Here is a 14,049-nt window from a genome sequence, read left to right on the forward strand (position 1 = left end):
TTGGGCTTAGCACTCTCCAGGTGAGAGTGACAGAACTTGGATCGGGTCGGTGAGGTCCGGGAGCCGGGTGGGGCAAGGAACCACAAGGCTCGGGGGCCGTCCGTCGCGGGCACCAGCACGGTCCGTTTGCGTTTCCACCCCGTCCGGGAGGACCACTTCACATGGCCAAGATCATCGCGTTCGACGAGGAGGCACGGCGCGGCCTCGAGCGCGGCATGAACCAGCTCGCCGACGCCGTCAAGGTGACCCTGGGCCCCAAGGGTCGCAACGTCGTCCTCGAGAAGAAGTGGGGCGCCCCCACGATCACCAACGATGGTGTGTCCATCGCCAAGGAGATCGAGCTCGAGGACCCGTACGAGAAGATCGGCGCCGAGCTGGTCAAGGAGGTCGCGAAGAAGACGGACGACGTCGCCGGTGACGGCACGACGACCGCGACCGTCCTGGCCCAGGCCCTGGTGCGCGAGGGTCTGCGCAACGTGGCCGCCGGTGCCAACCCCATGGCCCTCAAGCGCGGTATCGAGAAGGCCGTCGAGGCCGTCTCCGGTGCCCTGCTCGAGCAGGCCAAGGAGGTCGAGACCAAGGAGCAGATCGCTTCGACGGCCTCCATCTCCGCCGCCGACACCCAGATCGGCGAGCTCATCGCCGAGGCGATGGACAAGGTCGGCAAGGAAGGCGTCATCACCGTCGAGGAGTCCCAGACCTTCGGTCTGGAGCTGGAGCTCACCGAGGGTATGCGCTTCGACAAGGGCTACATCTCGGCGTACTTCGCCACCGACATGGAGCGTATGGAGGCCTCGCTGGAGGACCCGTACATCCTCATCGTCAACTCGAAGATCGGCAACGTGAAGGACCTCCTTCCGCTGCTGGAGAAGGTCATGCAGTCGGGCAAGCCCCTGCTGATCATCGCCGAGGACGTCGAGGGCGAGGCCCTGTCGACCCTGGTCGTCAACAAGATCCGTGGCACCTTCAAGTCCGTCGCCGTCAAGGCCCCGGGCTTCGGTGACCGCCGCAAGGCCATGCTCGGCGACATCGCCATCCTCACCGGTGGCACCGTCATCTCCGAGGAGGTCGGCCTCAAGCTGGAGAACGCCGGTCTCGACCTGCTCGGCCGCGCCCGCAAGGTCGTCATCACCAAGGACGAGACGACGATCGTCGACGGCTCCGGTGACAGCGACCAGGTCCAGGGCCGCGTCAACCAGATCCGTGCCGAGATCGAGAACTCGGACAGCGACTACGACCGCGAGAAGCTGCAGGAGCGCCTGGCGAAGCTCGCCGGCGGTGTTGCGGTCATCAAGGCCGGTGCCGCGACCGAGGTCGAGCTCAAGGAGCGCAAGCACCGCATCGAGGACGCCGTTCGCAACGCGAAGGCGGCCGTCGAGGAGGGCATCGTCGCCGGTGGTGGCGTGGCCCTGCTGCAGGCCTCCGCGGTCTTCGAGAAGCTGGAGCTCGAGGGTGACGAGGCGACCGGCGCCAACGCCGTGAAGCTCGCCCTGGAGGCCCCGCTCAAGCAGATCGCCGTCAACGGCGGCCTTGAGGGCGGCGTCGTCGTGGAGAAGGTTCGGAACCTGGCCGTCGGCCACGGTCTGAACGCCGCCACGGGCGAGTACGTCGACATGATCGCCGAGGGCATCCTCGACCCGGCCAAGGTGACGCGCTCCGCGCTGCAGAACGCCGCGTCGATCGCCGCGCTGTTCCTCACCACCGAGGCCGTCATCGCCGACAAGCCGGAGAAGGCGGGCGCTGCCCCGGCCGGCGGCGGCATGCCGGGCGGTGACATGGACTTCTGATCGACCTCTGGTTGATCGACCGTCCAGCAGTACGCACCGAGGGCGGCACCTTCTCTTCACGGAGAGGGTGCCGCCCTCGGGCGTTTCAGCGTTCGTAGTGGTACCGGCAGGCCGCGACGCGGATCTCGTCCTGCTCGACCTTGTAGATCAGTCGGTGCTCATCGGTGATGCGACGGGACCAGTAGCCGTGGAAGCCGTGCCTCAGGGGTTCGGGCTTGCCGATGCCTTCGTCGGGGCCGTTGCGGGCGATGTCCTGGAGGAGGGTGTTGATGCGCTTCAGTATCTTGCGGTCCTGCTCCTGCCACCGGACGTAGTCGGCCCAGGCCTTCTCCTGCCAGACGAGCTTCAATCGAGCAGCTCCCTGACCGTACCGCCGCCGTTCTCCAGGTCTTCGATGGCGGCCAGGATGCGCCGCGCGTTCTCCGGGCTGCGCAGCAGGTACGCCGTCTCCTTGAGGGACTCGTACTCGTCGAGCGCCACGATCACGACCGGCTCGCGGCCCGCGCGGGTCACTATGACTTCCTCGCGGTCGTCGACGACCGCGTTGAGCGTCTCCGCGTACTTCGCCCGGGACTCCGTGTAGGTCATGGTGCGCATCGTGGCCTCCTCCACAGCTGTACAGAACTATGTACGTACAGGAAACTGTACCCATGGAGGGGAGGGCACGACAAATCTCATGTCCCGGGCTTCGGCTCAGGGGCGGCGTCCTGTCAGGACGTGCCCTCTTCATAGCTGTCCCAGGCCTCCCGGCCCGCCTTCGTCGCCGTCTGGGCGGCGGTCTGGGCCTGGCGCAGGGCCCGGGAGGCCAGTTCGGTGGGCGGTACCTCCCAGCTGCCGGTCCAGTTGCGGCCCGCGCGGGCCAGTTCGTAGACCAGGACGCCGACGCCCGCCGCGGCGACGAGCATGCCGACGGCGGTCAGGCCCGCGCCGACGGAGAGCCGCCGCTGGTCGGGGCGGAACTCGGTCCAGGAGATCTTGGAAAACGTGCTGTCAGCCATGGGGCCAGGATGCGGCGAAGCGCGCGGGGCCGCATGTCGAGCGGCCCCGCGCGCTGCGCGTCTCGCGAGGGTCAGACCAGCTCTTCGGCCGGGGCCTCCTCGACGCTGTGGGAGTCGGTGAGGCTGGCGGCGCCGACGGCGGCGATCACGCCGACCACGACGGCGAGCACGGCGTAGGTGATCCGCTCGCCGTGGAAGAAGGAGGCGACGAGGTCGCTGCTCCACACGCCGGTGGGCAGGGTGGTGGTGACCAGCGCGGCGATCAGCGTGCCGACCATGGCGGTGCCGACGCTGGAGCCGACCTCCTGGGCGGTGTCGTTGAGGGCGGCGCCGATCGAGGTGCGGTTGGCGGGCATCGCGTCGACGAGGGCGACGGCGCAGATCGTCATGACGGTGCGCAGTCCTACGGTCATGAGGACCATGCAGATCGCGATGACGGCGTAGCCGTGCTCGACGCCCCAGGACAGACCGGCCAGGGAACCGGCCAGGCAGGCCGCGCCGACCAGGCAGGCGACGCGGTGGCCGAAGCGGCGGCCGAGCCATTCGGACAGCGGTGTCGCGACGAGCATGGTGACGATGATCGGCAGGTTGGCGAGGCCGGCCCGCACCGGGCTCCACCCGTAGGCGTACTGGAAGTGCAGGATCAGCCCGAACATCACGCTGGCCATCGCGATCGAGGTGCCGATCTGGGCGAGGGCGGCGCCGCGCACGGTGCCGTTGCGGAACAGGCTCAGGTCGAGCATCGGGGCCTTGCTGGTGCGCTCGCGGACGACGAAGGCGATGGCGGCCAGGACGGCTCCGGCGATCGAGGCGAGGGTGGCCGCGGAGAGCCAGCCGTGCTCGACGCCGCTGGTCAGCGAGTAGCAGGCGAGGCCGATGGTGGCGACGCTCAGGACGGCGCCCGGCACGTCGAGGCGGTCCTTGGTCAGGTCCTCGGGCCGGTCGGCCGGGACGCCGAGCCGGACGCCGATGCAGGCGAGCACGGCGATCGGCGCGTTCACGACGAGCAGCCACTCCCAGCGGACGTGGGCCAGGGCGGTGCCGCCGAGCAGCGGGCCGAGGACGAAGCCGGACATGCCGACGACGATCATCACGGTCATGGCGCGCATGCGCAGCGCCTTGTCCTCGAAGAGCCGGAAGACCAGCGAGTTCGTGATCGGCGCCATCGCGGCGGCGGCCACGCCGAGCGCGGCGCGCAGGGCGATCAGCTGGCCGGCGGTGGTGACCCAGACGACGCACAGGCTGAGCGCGCCGAACACGGCGAGCCCGACCAGCAGCACTCTGCGGCGGCCGAGCCGGTCGGCCATCGAGCCCGCGGTGAGCAGCAGGCCGCCGAAGGTCAGGGAGTAGGCGCCGGTGACCCATTGCAGCGCGGTGGTGCCGCTGCCGAGGTCCCGGCCGATGGTGGGCAGCGCGATCGACAGCAGCGTGTTGTCGACCATCTCGACGAAGAACGCCAGGCAGAGCGCTGCCAGGGGGATCCACGCCGCGCGCAGCGACGTATAGGTGCGAGTAGTCATGGCAGCGGTCCTTTCTGTCCGTTTCCGAATGAGTTTCCGTGCAGACATCGAACGCCGATCGGTCATCGAACCACGTTCGATAAGTTACGATAGAACAGCGTTCGATGGAATGCAAAACCGAAGGTGGAAGTGAGGAGCAGACGCCATGCCGCGCACGCAGAACCGCGCCGCCGCCGGGGGACGCCGACGGGCGTCGCACTCGATGGAGTCCGTGCTGACCGAGGCGGTGGCACTGCTCGACGAGGCGGGTCCGTCCGCGCTGACGTTCCGGGCGCTCGCGCAGCGTCTGGGCGGCGGGGTCGCCAGCATCTACTGGTATGTGGCGAGCAAGGACGAGCTGCTGGACCGCGCGACCGACCATGTGATCGGCATGGTCCTCGCCGACATCGAGGCGCTGCCGGAGCAGGACGACCCGATCGACGCGCTGCGCGCGATGGCGCTGACGCTGTTCGACGCGATCGTGGAGCGCCCCTGGCTGGGCAGCTACTTCATGCGCAACACCGACCTCCAGAACAACTCCCTGCGGCTGTGGGAGAAGCTGGGCCAGCAGTCGCTGCGCATGAACCTCACGCCCCGCCAGCGCTTCCATGCCGTCTCGGCGGTCACGGGCGTCGTCGTCGGTTCGGCCGTCGACCTGGGTCAGGAGCCGCCCGCCGAGGTCCTCGACGGGGCCGTCAGCCGCGACGAGTTCCTGGGCCGCTTCGTCGCCACCTGGCGGGAGCTGGATCCGGCGGAGTTCCCGTTCGTGCACGAGATCGCCGACGAGTTCGAGGGCCACGACGACGTGGACCAGTTCCGCTCCGCGCTGGATCTGACGCTGGCGGGCCTGCGGTTGCAGGCCGGGGGCTGAGCGGGCGGCTCAGCCGAGGAAGACTCCGGAGAGTTCTGTGACGGGCTCGGTGGGGGCGGGGGCCTTCGCCGTGACCGGCTTTCCGTGGGCCGTCAGGTTCAGGGTGACCGTCATGCGGACGCCGGCCAGGTTCATGTCCGTGCGGGTGCGGGTGACGCGGCCCTCGGTGTCGATCCAGGCGTCGGCGAAGACCGGCAGGTCGTCGCCCACGAGTTTCCTCGTCTCGTCCATCTTGGCGCGGACGTCGGAGGCCATGCGGCGGGTGAGGGCGGCGTGGGCGAGCGTGCCCCGGTAGTGCGTGGCGCGGATCCCGCCGACGGTCTCCGTGCCGACCTCGGTCACCTCGCGCATCGCGGAGACCTGCTGGAGCACGTACTCGGGGTCGTTGACCGGGGCGCGCAGCGCGTAGTGGGACTCGGTCCGCTCGCGCGGCATCGTCGCCCAGGTGCCCTTCTCCAGCTGCGGCATGCCGGAGACGTGCACCTTGCCGCCGGTGAATATCTCGTCGACCTCGTTCTGGCCGGGCTTGTCGACCATGTGCACCTTCAGCGTGCCCCGGTCGGCTGCCAGGTCGAAGCCGCCGGTCACGTCGATCTCGTACCGGCCGCTCGGGCCGGCGTCGATCACGATCTTCTGGTCGGTGTGCGCCGAGCTCGCGCGGACGGCCGCGACCGCCTTGCGCACGGCGGCGGCGGGGTCGGCCGTCGCGCTTTTGTCCGGCTCCTTGTCCTTGTCGGTCGTCCACTCCGGTTCGGACGAGCAGCCCGCGCACAGCAGCGCGGCGGCCGCGACGGCAGCGGTCAGGGACAGAGCGGTGCGCATGGCGCGGGGCCTCCGGCGGTTCTCAGGTGGCCGAAGGGTGTGCGCGGCCTGTGTGGGTGTGGTGAGCGAGAACCGTATCGCGGGGGTCGTACGGGATCCGGCTCCGGGGCGGGGTTCCCGGGGTCTCCGCGCGCATCGCCGTACGGATCTGTGCCGCCCGCGCGTGGACGGCCTCGGCGGTGAGGGCGGGCGGGGGCGCGGGGTGCGCCGGTGGGTGGCTCGTGCCCCGGCACATGCCGCAACGGCCCGCCCTGATGTCCTCCGGGCGGCCCGGGTCCCCGCAGGTCGCGCACTCCACCACGCGCAGCGGCGGGCGCGGTGCCGGTTCCGGTGGCAGTTTCGCGATCAGGCGGCTGCGGACCAGTGCCGCCGGGCTGTGGACCGGCGTCGGCAGGCCCGTCGTCAGCGCGTGCACGACCGCCGACTCGTCGGCGCCCCTCTCGAACCAGGCCTCCGTCAGCGGGCCCAGCTCCGTGCACTCCTTCGCCGACAGCGCCAGCACCGGCGCCGTCCGGCCCAGCGCCGCCAGGAGGATGTACGCGCGGTTCCGGGTCGGTCCTGGTTGCCGTGGTGTCTCTTCCTCCGGCACGTCGCCCCGCAGGAACTTCGTCCACCACGCGTCGTCCCGCGCCGTCCGCGAGAACCACGTCCGTGTCACCCAGCGCGCGCTCCCCGAGCCCACCACGTGTTCCCGGCCGCGCCGCAGGTGGCCCGCCGCCTGGAGGTTGTTCAGCGCCGTACGCATGGCCTGCTGGCCGTACGGGAGACAGGACGCGAGCAGCTTCACCGAGATGTCCGCGCCGTCGTGCAGCCGGTCGATGAATCCCGCGATGTGCGCTTCGCGGGGCGGGAGATGGGCGAAGTCGGCGTTCGTGCGCGGGGCTTGGTCCGGTGCCGAGCGTTTGCCGTAGCCGGGGCTGGCGGCGGGATGCGCGGGCATGCGTGCGGCACTAAAGTAGGCGTCAGCCATGGATCGACTCGCATTCGATCTCGATGGATAGGCCCTCGTTCGGTGTTGGCGCACCGGCGGGGGCCGTTCGTTGTTTCGGGCACGCTAAACGGTCGTCACCCTGCGTGGCAAGTCGGACCCGGAAAGTCGCCGCTCGTGCCAACTCGCAGGGTGGGAGGGTGGGTTGAGACCCACCTCCCCATCCTTGAAAGCGCAGCTCGGAGCCCGGGGCTTGAGCTTCGGGCGGATCGTCAGCCGTTGCGGCGCAGGTCGTCGATGAACGCCGTCCAGGCTGCCGCCCGGAGCACGAGCTTCGGGCCGGAGGGGTTCTTGGAGTCGCGGACCGGGATCAGTTCCGGGTGGGCGTAGGAGACTTCGAGGCAGTTGTTGCCCTCGCCGCCGCTGTACGTGGACTTGTGCCAGATGGCCGAGGTGAGGTCAGGCACGGGGCGGTTTGTGATCTTCATGCGCGTAATCCTCTGCCACTGAAGTGATCAGGGCCAGGGACTGTTTCGGGGTGAGTGCGTTGGCCCTGAGCAGATCGTAGGTCAGCTGGTGGCGGCTGACGGTCGCTGGATCGTCCAGCAGGAGGCCGACGGAAGGAGCCTCGATCAAGGCGAGCGGGGGTGCGTCGTCGAAGTGCATGAGCTTGAGCAAGCCGTGCAGTGAGGCGTGACCTCCCGCTGAGAACGGGAGCACCTGGACGACGGCCCGGTGCCTGCGCATCATGTCGGCGACATGGCGGAGGTTGTCCGCCATCACCGCTGGTCCGCCGACCGGTCGGCGCAGAGCCGCCTCGTCCAGAACGACCCACAACAACGGCTTTGTTGGATCGTCGAGGAGGTGTGCCCGCTCCATCCGGGCCGCCAGCAGTTCGTCGATGACCTCGTCCGGCGCTGTGGGCTGGAAGTCCCGGAACACCGCGCGTGCGTACTCCGGCGTCTGGAGCAGGCCGGGGATGAGCATCCCCCCGTACTCCATGATCGTGGTCGCCAGCGCTTCCGCCTCCGCCGCTTCGGCGAAGTGCTCCGGGTGCTTCGACCGGTTCGCCTTCGTGCAGTGCCGGACGAAGAAGCCCCCGCTCTTCAGGATCTCGTCGAGCCGCACGGCCATGTCGGGCAGGATGCGCCGCGTCCCCGCTTCCATCTGGCCGACGTACGAACCGCTGACGAACAGCAGCTCGCCCAGGGCCTGTTGGGTGAGGGCTGCTCTCTCCCGGGCGTGGCGGAGCTCTTCGCCGATCATGACGCGGCGCGACGAGGGGTCGAGGTCCTTCGGTCCGGACATGTACATCAACTCCCGTGGCAGCAACACCCTTTGTTGGGCCGGTGCTCTGGAAAGCGTAGAACGGATGCCGTCACGCTGGGTGAGGAATGCGGAACACTCGGTGGAAGAAGGGTGCTGGTCAGGATGGTCGTGCGGGACGCGGAACGGATTCGGGCGGTCGAGGAGGCCATCGCGGGACTCAAGGCGGAACTGCTGACGGTGGGGGTGCTGCTGCCTTCGGTGCGGGTGGATCCGGTGTCGGCGGCGGGGGAGTCGCCGTATCCGCTGGTGGACCTGGGATGCGTGAACCTGGATACGGCGATGCGGCTGACGGCCGTACTGCACGAGGTGCGCCGGTGAGCACGATCGGGGAGTACGTGATCGACGTACGGGACGGGCGGATCGGGCAGATCATGGCCACCGAGGGCGGATGCGTACAGCTCAGGCCGCCGGGCGGGGGAGTCGAGTGGGACTGCCCGCCGGAGGCCGTGGCGCCCGCGCCGGTGGCGGAGGAACTGCGGGCGCGGGTGCGGGAGGTCAACCGGGAGGGGCGGCTGCCCTAGGCCGGTCCGGGACGCCGTCCGCAGGGGCCGGTGTGGGGTGCGGGGCGGCCTGGGCCGTCGTCCCGCGCCCTGGAGGGAATCCGGCTCGATGGGTGGCTGGGTTCGGGCTCCGGGGTGGCGAGTTGGGGCTACGCTGGGATGCGTACCGTGAGTTGTCTGGGCCGGGTGGATCCGGTCGCTGGGGCAGCTCGGATGGTTGACCAGGATTCGAGGCGAGTGCCGGAGCGTTCCGTCAGCGGGCATGAAGCGGCCGTATTGGGCCGAGCCCCCTTGAACGGTGGCCTCCTCGGGTGTTCTGAGCGCCCGGTCCCCTGACCCCTCGCGGGTCCGTGGGGGGAGGCGACGGAACGGACCTCTGTGATGTCTGCCGTAACGAACGACTTCCCTGTTGCCCAGGCCGTGCTCGACCTGAGCTCTCGCCCTGACGGGTTCGACGTGCTGGAACTGCTGCACGATCTCACCGCGTACACCGTGCGCCTGGGACAGGTGCACTCGGCCGGTGTCACCATCCTCGACGAGACCGGCCGCGTCGACTATCTGACCGCGTCCGACGAGGTGTGTGCCCGCCTGGAGGAGGCCCAGCTCGACCTGGACGAGGGCCCCTGCGTGGACAGCGCGCGCAGCGGCGAGGTTCTCCCGCCGCTTCTGCTGCACCCGGCCGTCGGCGCCTTCGAGCACTGGCCGCTGTTCGCCCCGCGGGCACTGGCCGAGGGGTACAGCAGCGTCGCCGCCGTGCCGCTGCGGATCAGTGAGAACAGCCTGGGCTCCCTGAACCTGCTGCAAAAAGGCTCCAGCCCGATCTCCGCCACGAACCTGCACGCCGCCCAGTTGCTGGCCGACGCCACCGCCGTCCGGCTGCACCACCGGCAGACCCTGCTGGCCAGCGACGAGGTCGTCAACCAGCTGACGACAGCGCTGCAATCGCGCATCGTGATCGAGCAGGCGAAAGGCATGCTGGCCCAGCGGCTCGGCATCGACGTCGACGCCGCCTTCAAGATCTTGCGCGGGCACGCCCGCTCCCGGCAGCTGAGACTGATCGACGTGGCCCGCCGGATCACGCGGCGGGACTTCCCCGCCGAGTTCGACAGGACGAACTGACATGCCTGGCAACCCGCGAGACACCCGCCCCGATGGCGTCCCCCCGTCCGACGACGGCCTTGCCGGTCTGCTGGCCCGGGCGCACCGCGCCGTCCGGGCCGGAGACGGTCCGGCCCGCGCACTTCCCCACGACACCGCCCGCCTGTTCGGGCTCGACGCCCTCACGCTGAACGCCCTCGCCCAGGACGGCCGGCCCGAACTGCTCTGGGCCGACCCGCCCCGAGGCCTGGGCGCCGAGCTCGACACCCTTCAGTACACCGTCGGGGACGGGCCCGTCTGGCAGGCCGCCCAGGAGGGCCGGACGGTGACCGAGCCGGACCTGGAAGCGGTCGAACCGTCCCGCTGGCCCTTGTTCCTGCCCTTCGTCAAAACCCGGGTCGGGTCGGTCGTGGCCCTCCCCGTGAAGGCGGGGAGCGCCACCCTCGGAGTCCTCACCGGCTACCGCGCCACTCCCGGCCCGCTCACCGCCGACCAGCTCGTCTCCCTGCACCACCTGGCACGGATCCTGCTGCTCGCGCTGATCACCCAGCTCGACGATCCCGCCCCGGCCAGGCCCGCCACGGCGGACGCCGGTCTGCGGCTGCACCATGCCGAGGTGCACCAGGCCACCGGCTACCTCGCCAGTTCACTCGGCATCCCGCTGGGCCAGGCCCTGCTGAGACTGCGCGCGCACGCCGCCGCGGACGGGCCCATCACCGAACTCGCCCGCGCCTTCCTCTCCCACCGCCTGGCACCCGAGTCCCTCCGGCGGTGAGCCGCATCGTCACTCCCGCGTTCTGCGCGCCCGGTACCCGGCCATCTTCGCCCGCGCCCCGCACACGTCCATCGAGCACCAGCGGCGGCGGCCCGGACGGCTGACGTCGACGAAGAGGAGGGTGCAGTCGGGGGCGGCGCACTCGCGGATACGGTGGCTGTGGCGGCCCGTGAGCAGGTCGACGCCGTCGCGGGCGATCAGGGTCAACAGGTCGCCGGTGAGGTGGAGTCGGGGGCGGCACAGGGTCGGGGCGTCGTTCTCCGCCGTGGTGAGGCGGGGGCCCGGCAGGGAGCGGGCCGACCACGTGCTGATGGTGTCCAGGTCGTCCGGGGCGGGCTTCGCCGCGTGCAGGAACGTCCGGTGCAGGGCCTCTCTCAACTGGCGGGCCTGGTCGAGGGCGCGGGGGGTCGCGTCGGGGAGCGGGGCGTCCGAGAGGCGGGCGGCTCGGGACCAGTGGGAGAGGTCGGCGGGGGTGCGCAGGTGTTCCACGGTGTGGGGGATGTGGCCGGTGAGGGTGGCTGTGAAGTCGACCGAGATGCGACCGCCGTACCAGCGGAAGGTGTGGGGGTCGGTGCGCGTGTCCACCATGCCGGGCACGCTAGCAGTCTTCGTGGGGGCTGGTCGCGCAGTTCCCCGCGCCCCTGAGAGGCCTGCGGCCTTCAGGGGCGCGCCGTGTCCGCGGGGGCGTTCAGGTCCAGGAGCATTTGCTTGCTGAAGCCGAAGAAGTACGTGGCGACGAAACCGACCGCGTAGCCGATCAGGAGGCCGCCGAGGTAGATCAGGGCCGTGGAGCCCCAGCCGTGGTTACCGTCCAGGAGCGGGAACAGCGCCCAGCCGGACGGGCCGATCGCCGTCGAGCCGACCTTGTCACCCAGCATCGAGAACAGGCCGACGAACGCGCCGCCCGCCGCACCGCCAACGCACGCCGTGATGAACGGCCGGCCGAGCGGCAGCGAGACACCGTAGATCAGCGGCTCGCCCACGCCCAGGAAGCCCGCGGGGAGCGCCGACTTGATCGTGTTGCGGATCGACGTGTTGTGCTTGAGGCGCTTGAACACCGCGATCGCACAGCCGACCTGGCCCGCGCCCGCCATCGCCAGGATGGGGAGCAGGACCGTGTAGCCCTGCTGCTCGATGAGGGTGGTGTGGATCGGGATGAGTGCCTGGTGCAGACCCAGCATGACCAGCGGGAGGAACAGCCCGCCGAGGACCAGGCCCGCGAAGGCGCCGGTGTTGTCCAGGAGCCAGTTCGCCGCCGTACCGATACCGGTGGAGATCTCCCCGGCCACGTACATCAGGCCGAAGATCGTGACCAGGCCGGAGATCAGGACCGTGAGGGTGGGGGTGACCAGGACGTCGATCGCCTCCGGGACCCACTTGCGGCACCACTTCTCCACGTACACCGCGAGCACCGCCGCGCCGAGCGCGCCGAGCACACCGCCCTGGCCGGGCGAGAGCTTCTGGCCGAACGCCTCGATGTTCGCGACACCCGCGTACACGATGATCGCCGCGACCGCGCCGCCCAGGATCGGGGTGCCGCCGAACTCCTTCGCCGTGTTGTAGCCGACGAACACCGCGATCAGCGACATGAATCCGGAGGCGATGGCCGCGAGGGCGGGGGTGACGGAGGGCAGCCACTCCAGGTTGATCAGCAGGCCGTTGATGCCCGCGACGATGCCGCAGCCGATCAGCGCCGGGATCAGCGGCACGAAGATGTTGGCGATCTTGCGCAGGAAGAGCTTGAACGGGGTGGCGTTCTTCGCCTTCCGCGCCGCCCTCAACTCCGCGCCCTGGGCGGCCAGTTCCTCGGCCGTCGCCGGGTGGGGAGTGGAGGCCGCCGGTGCCGGGGCGGCGGCCTTGCCCTCCTCGACGAGCGCCTCGAACTCGGGGGTGACCCGAGCGACCTTTCCGGGGCCGAGGACGATCTGGTACGTCTCGTCCTCGACCACGCCCATGACATCGGGCAGCGCCTTCAGCGCCTCGTCCTGGACCAGCGAGCGGTCGGCCAGACCCAGCCGGAGCCGGGTCATGCAGTGGACTACCGAGGTGACGTTCTCCGGCCCGCCGACGAGCGGGAGGATCGAGGCCGCCACGTCGCGGTTCTTGTTCTCAGCCATGGTGCGAGCTGCCTTGCTGTGCGGGTGGTGCTGGGGGATGGAGGGGTGGGGTCAGGGGGTGGTGCCGGCGGCCGCGGCGAGCGCGGCGCGCAGGTGGCCGTCGGACTCGGCCAGCAGGCGGGCGGCCGTGGGGCCGTCGACGTCGCCGAGGACGACGAGGATCGCGTTCTTCACCTCGCCGTCGGTGGCGGCGAGCGCGGCCTCGATGACGGCGTCCTCGGCGCCCGTGGCCAGGGCGACGATGCGGCGGGAGCGGGCCCGCAGCTTCTCGTTCGACGCGCGGACGTCGACCATGAGGTTCCCGTACGTCTTGCCGAGCCGGATCATGGTGATCGTCGACAGCATGTTCAGCACGAGCTTCTGGGCCGTGCCCGCCTTCAGGCGGGTCGAGCCGGTGAGCAGTTCGGGGCCGACGACGACCTCGATGCCGTGGTCGGCGGCGGCCGCGAGGGCGCTGTCCGCGTTGCAGGACAGGCCGATGGTGAGCGCGCCGTACGTCTTCTTCGCGTGCTCCACGGCGCCGATGGCGTACGGGGTGCGGCCCGAGGCCGAGATGCCGACCACGACATCGTTTTCCGTCAGGTTCAGCGCGGCCAGGTCCTCGGCGGCCAGGTCCTTGGAGTCCTCGGCGCCCTCGACCGCGGTGACCATCGCGGAGGGGCCGCCCGCGATGAGGCCGACGACCTCGGCCGGGTCGGTGTTGAAGGTGGGCGGGCACTCGGACGCGTCCAGGACACCGAGGCGGCCGGCCGTGCCCGCGCCCGCGTAGATCAGGCGGCCGCCGCGGGCCATGCGGGTGGCGGTGCCGTCGATCGCCGCCGAGATCTGGGGGAGCTGGGCCGCCACGGCGCCGGGGACCGTGGCGTCCTCGCCGTTCATGATCCTGGCGATCTCCTGGGTGGGGAGCTGGTCGATCTCGGCGAGTTCCGGGCGGAAGGCTTCTGTGGTGAGGGTGGCCAGCTGGGCGCGGAGTTCTGTGTACGTGGCGTCGGTGGACATCGTCGTCTCGGGGGCTTTCTGTGCGGGTGGCTGTTGGTTCGGGGGTGCGTCTGCCGGGGGCGGGTCAGGTGCCGGTTTCGTCGTGGCTGGTCGCGCAGTTCCCCGCGCCCCTGGAGCGTGCGCTTCGCGCTGCTCCTCCTCGTGGTCGGGTGCCGGTTTCGTCGTGGCTGGTCGCGCAGTTCCCCGCGCCCCTGAGATGCGCACTTCGTGCGGCATCTCAGCTTGAGAGGCGCGGCGGAGCGGCAGCCTCGGGGGGAGGTTGCGCGGAGCGCATGCCTCGGGGGCGCGGGGAACTGCGCGAGAAGCCCCACCGGGCCGCAGATGGG

17 protein-coding genes are annotated in these 14,049 nt (G+C 70.4%); 6 read left to right on the top strand and 11 right to left on the bottom strand.

Annotated features, from left to right (window positions below):
* Window positions 1–161 precede the first annotated feature (161 nt).
* On the top strand, window positions 162–1,787 hold the full coding sequence (groL, locus tag ABII15_RS21320; RefSeq protein WP_018528027.1) for a chaperonin GroEL: 1,626 nt from the start codon (window positions 162–164) through the stop codon (window positions 1,785–1,787).
* Between the two features lie 85 nt (window positions 1,788–1,872).
* Here groL and ABII15_RS21325 read toward each other — a convergent pair whose 3' ends face one another.
* The 4 genes from ABII15_RS21325 to ABII15_RS21340 all read right to left on the bottom strand — a co-directional run bounded on the left by ABII15_RS21325 (window position 1,873) and on the right by ABII15_RS21340 (window position 4,305).
* On the bottom strand, window positions 1,873–2,136 hold the full coding sequence (locus ABII15_RS21325) for a Txe/YoeB family addiction module toxin (RefSeq protein ID WP_353943914.1): 264 nt from the start codon (window positions 2,134–2,136) through the stop codon (window positions 1,873–1,875).
* Window positions 2,133–2,384: a type II toxin-antitoxin system prevent-host-death family antitoxin gene (locus ABII15_RS21330; RefSeq protein WP_353943915.1), complete on the bottom strand. Its 252-nt coding sequence runs from the start codon at window positions 2,382–2,384 to the stop codon at window positions 2,133–2,135. Before ABII15_RS21330 ends, ABII15_RS21325 begins: the two co-directional genes overlap by 4 nt.
* Window positions 2,385–2,497: 113 nt before the next feature.
* A complete protein-coding gene (locus ABII15_RS21335; RefSeq protein ID WP_353943916.1) occupies window positions 2,498–2,785 on the bottom strand; it encodes a hypothetical protein in 288 nt (95 codons plus the stop codon).
* A 71-nt stretch (window positions 2,786–2,856) separates the two neighbouring features.
* Window positions 2,857–4,305: an MFS transporter gene (locus tag ABII15_RS21340; protein WP_353943917.1), complete on the bottom strand. Its 1,449-nt coding sequence runs from the start codon at window positions 4,303–4,305 to the stop codon at window positions 2,857–2,859.
* A 202-nt stretch (window positions 4,306–4,507) separates the two neighbouring features.
* On the opposite strand from ABII15_RS21340, the gene ABII15_RS21345 reads away from it, so the two are divergent.
* A complete protein-coding gene (locus ABII15_RS21345) occupies window positions 4,508–5,155 on the top strand; it encodes a helix-turn-helix domain-containing protein (RefSeq protein WP_353947138.1) in 648 nt (215 codons plus the stop codon).
* A gap of 9 nt (window positions 5,156–5,164) precedes the next feature.
* On the opposite strand, the gene ABII15_RS21350 is transcribed toward ABII15_RS21345, so the two are convergent.
* From ABII15_RS21350 to ABII15_RS21365, 4 genes are all read right to left on the bottom strand, one after another.
* Window positions 5,165–5,977, bottom strand: a complete 813-nt coding sequence (locus ABII15_RS21350) for a hypothetical protein (protein WP_353943918.1) — start codon at window positions 5,975–5,977, stop codon at window positions 5,165–5,167.
* 22 nt (window positions 5,978–5,999) lie between these two features.
* Window positions 6,000–6,917: a hypothetical protein gene (locus ABII15_RS21355; RefSeq protein ID WP_353943919.1), complete on the bottom strand. Its 918-nt coding sequence runs from the start codon at window positions 6,915–6,917 to the stop codon at window positions 6,000–6,002.
* A gap of 260 nt (window positions 6,918–7,177) precedes the next feature.
* Entirely contained in the window at window positions 7,178–7,393 is a 216-nt protein-coding gene (locus ABII15_RS21360; protein WP_353943920.1) for a DUF397 domain-containing protein, read from the bottom strand.
* A complete protein-coding gene (locus ABII15_RS21365; RefSeq protein WP_353943921.1) occupies window positions 7,365–8,213 on the bottom strand; it encodes a helix-turn-helix transcriptional regulator in 849 nt (282 codons plus the stop codon). Before ABII15_RS21365 ends, ABII15_RS21360 begins: the two co-directional genes overlap by 29 nt.
* A 123-nt stretch (window positions 8,214–8,336) precedes the next feature.
* Here ABII15_RS21365 and ABII15_RS21370 point away from each other — a divergent pair, with 123 nt between their 5' ends.
* The 4 genes from ABII15_RS21370 (at window position 8,337) to ABII15_RS21385 (ending at window position 10,607) form a co-directional block, all read left to right on the top strand.
* A complete protein-coding gene (locus ABII15_RS21370) occupies window positions 8,337–8,552 on the top strand; it encodes a hypothetical protein (protein ID WP_353947139.1) in 216 nt (71 codons plus the stop codon).
* A complete protein-coding gene (locus ABII15_RS21375; RefSeq protein ID WP_353943922.1) occupies window positions 8,549–8,755 on the top strand; it encodes a hypothetical protein in 207 nt (68 codons plus the stop codon). Before ABII15_RS21370 ends, ABII15_RS21375 begins: the two co-directional genes overlap by 4 nt.
* A gap of 360 nt (window positions 8,756–9,115) precedes the next feature.
* On the top strand, window positions 9,116–9,853 hold the full coding sequence (locus ABII15_RS21380) for a GAF and ANTAR domain-containing protein (RefSeq protein WP_353943923.1): 738 nt from the start codon (window positions 9,116–9,118) through the stop codon (window positions 9,851–9,853).
* A gap of 1 nt (window position 9,854) precedes the next feature.
* A complete protein-coding gene (locus ABII15_RS21385) occupies window positions 9,855–10,607 on the top strand; it encodes a GAF domain-containing protein (protein WP_353943924.1) in 753 nt (250 codons plus the stop codon).
* A 9-nt stretch (window positions 10,608–10,616) separates the two neighbouring features.
* On the opposite strand, the gene ABII15_RS21390 is transcribed toward ABII15_RS21385, so the two are convergent.
* The 3 genes from ABII15_RS21390 to murQ all read right to left on the bottom strand — a co-directional run bounded on the left by ABII15_RS21390 (window position 10,617) and on the right by murQ (window position 13,723).
* Window positions 10,617–11,195 (bottom strand): CGNR zinc finger domain-containing protein, encoded by a 579-nt coding sequence (locus tag ABII15_RS21390; RefSeq protein ID WP_353943925.1) that lies wholly within the window; start codon window positions 11,193–11,195, stop codon window positions 10,617–10,619.
* Between the two features lie 71 nt (window positions 11,196–11,266).
* Window positions 11,267–12,724: a PTS transporter subunit EIIC gene (locus ABII15_RS21395; RefSeq protein ID WP_353943926.1), complete on the bottom strand. Its 1,458-nt coding sequence runs from the start codon at window positions 12,722–12,724 to the stop codon at window positions 11,267–11,269.
* Window positions 12,725–12,775: 51 nt separating this feature from the next.
* Window positions 12,776–13,723 carry an N-acetylmuramic acid 6-phosphate etherase gene (gene murQ, locus ABII15_RS21400; protein WP_353943927.1) on the bottom strand — a complete coding sequence of 316 codons (948 nt, stop codon included), beginning with the start codon at window positions 13,721–13,723 and terminating at the stop codon, window positions 12,776–12,778.
* Window positions 13,724–14,049 lie beyond the last annotated feature (326 nt).

The sequence above is a fragment of the Streptomyces sp. HUAS MG91 genome (genome assembly GCF_040529335.1).
GTDB classification, from domain to species: Bacteria; Actinomycetota; Actinomycetes; order Streptomycetales; family Streptomycetaceae; genus Streptomyces; species Streptomyces tabacisoli.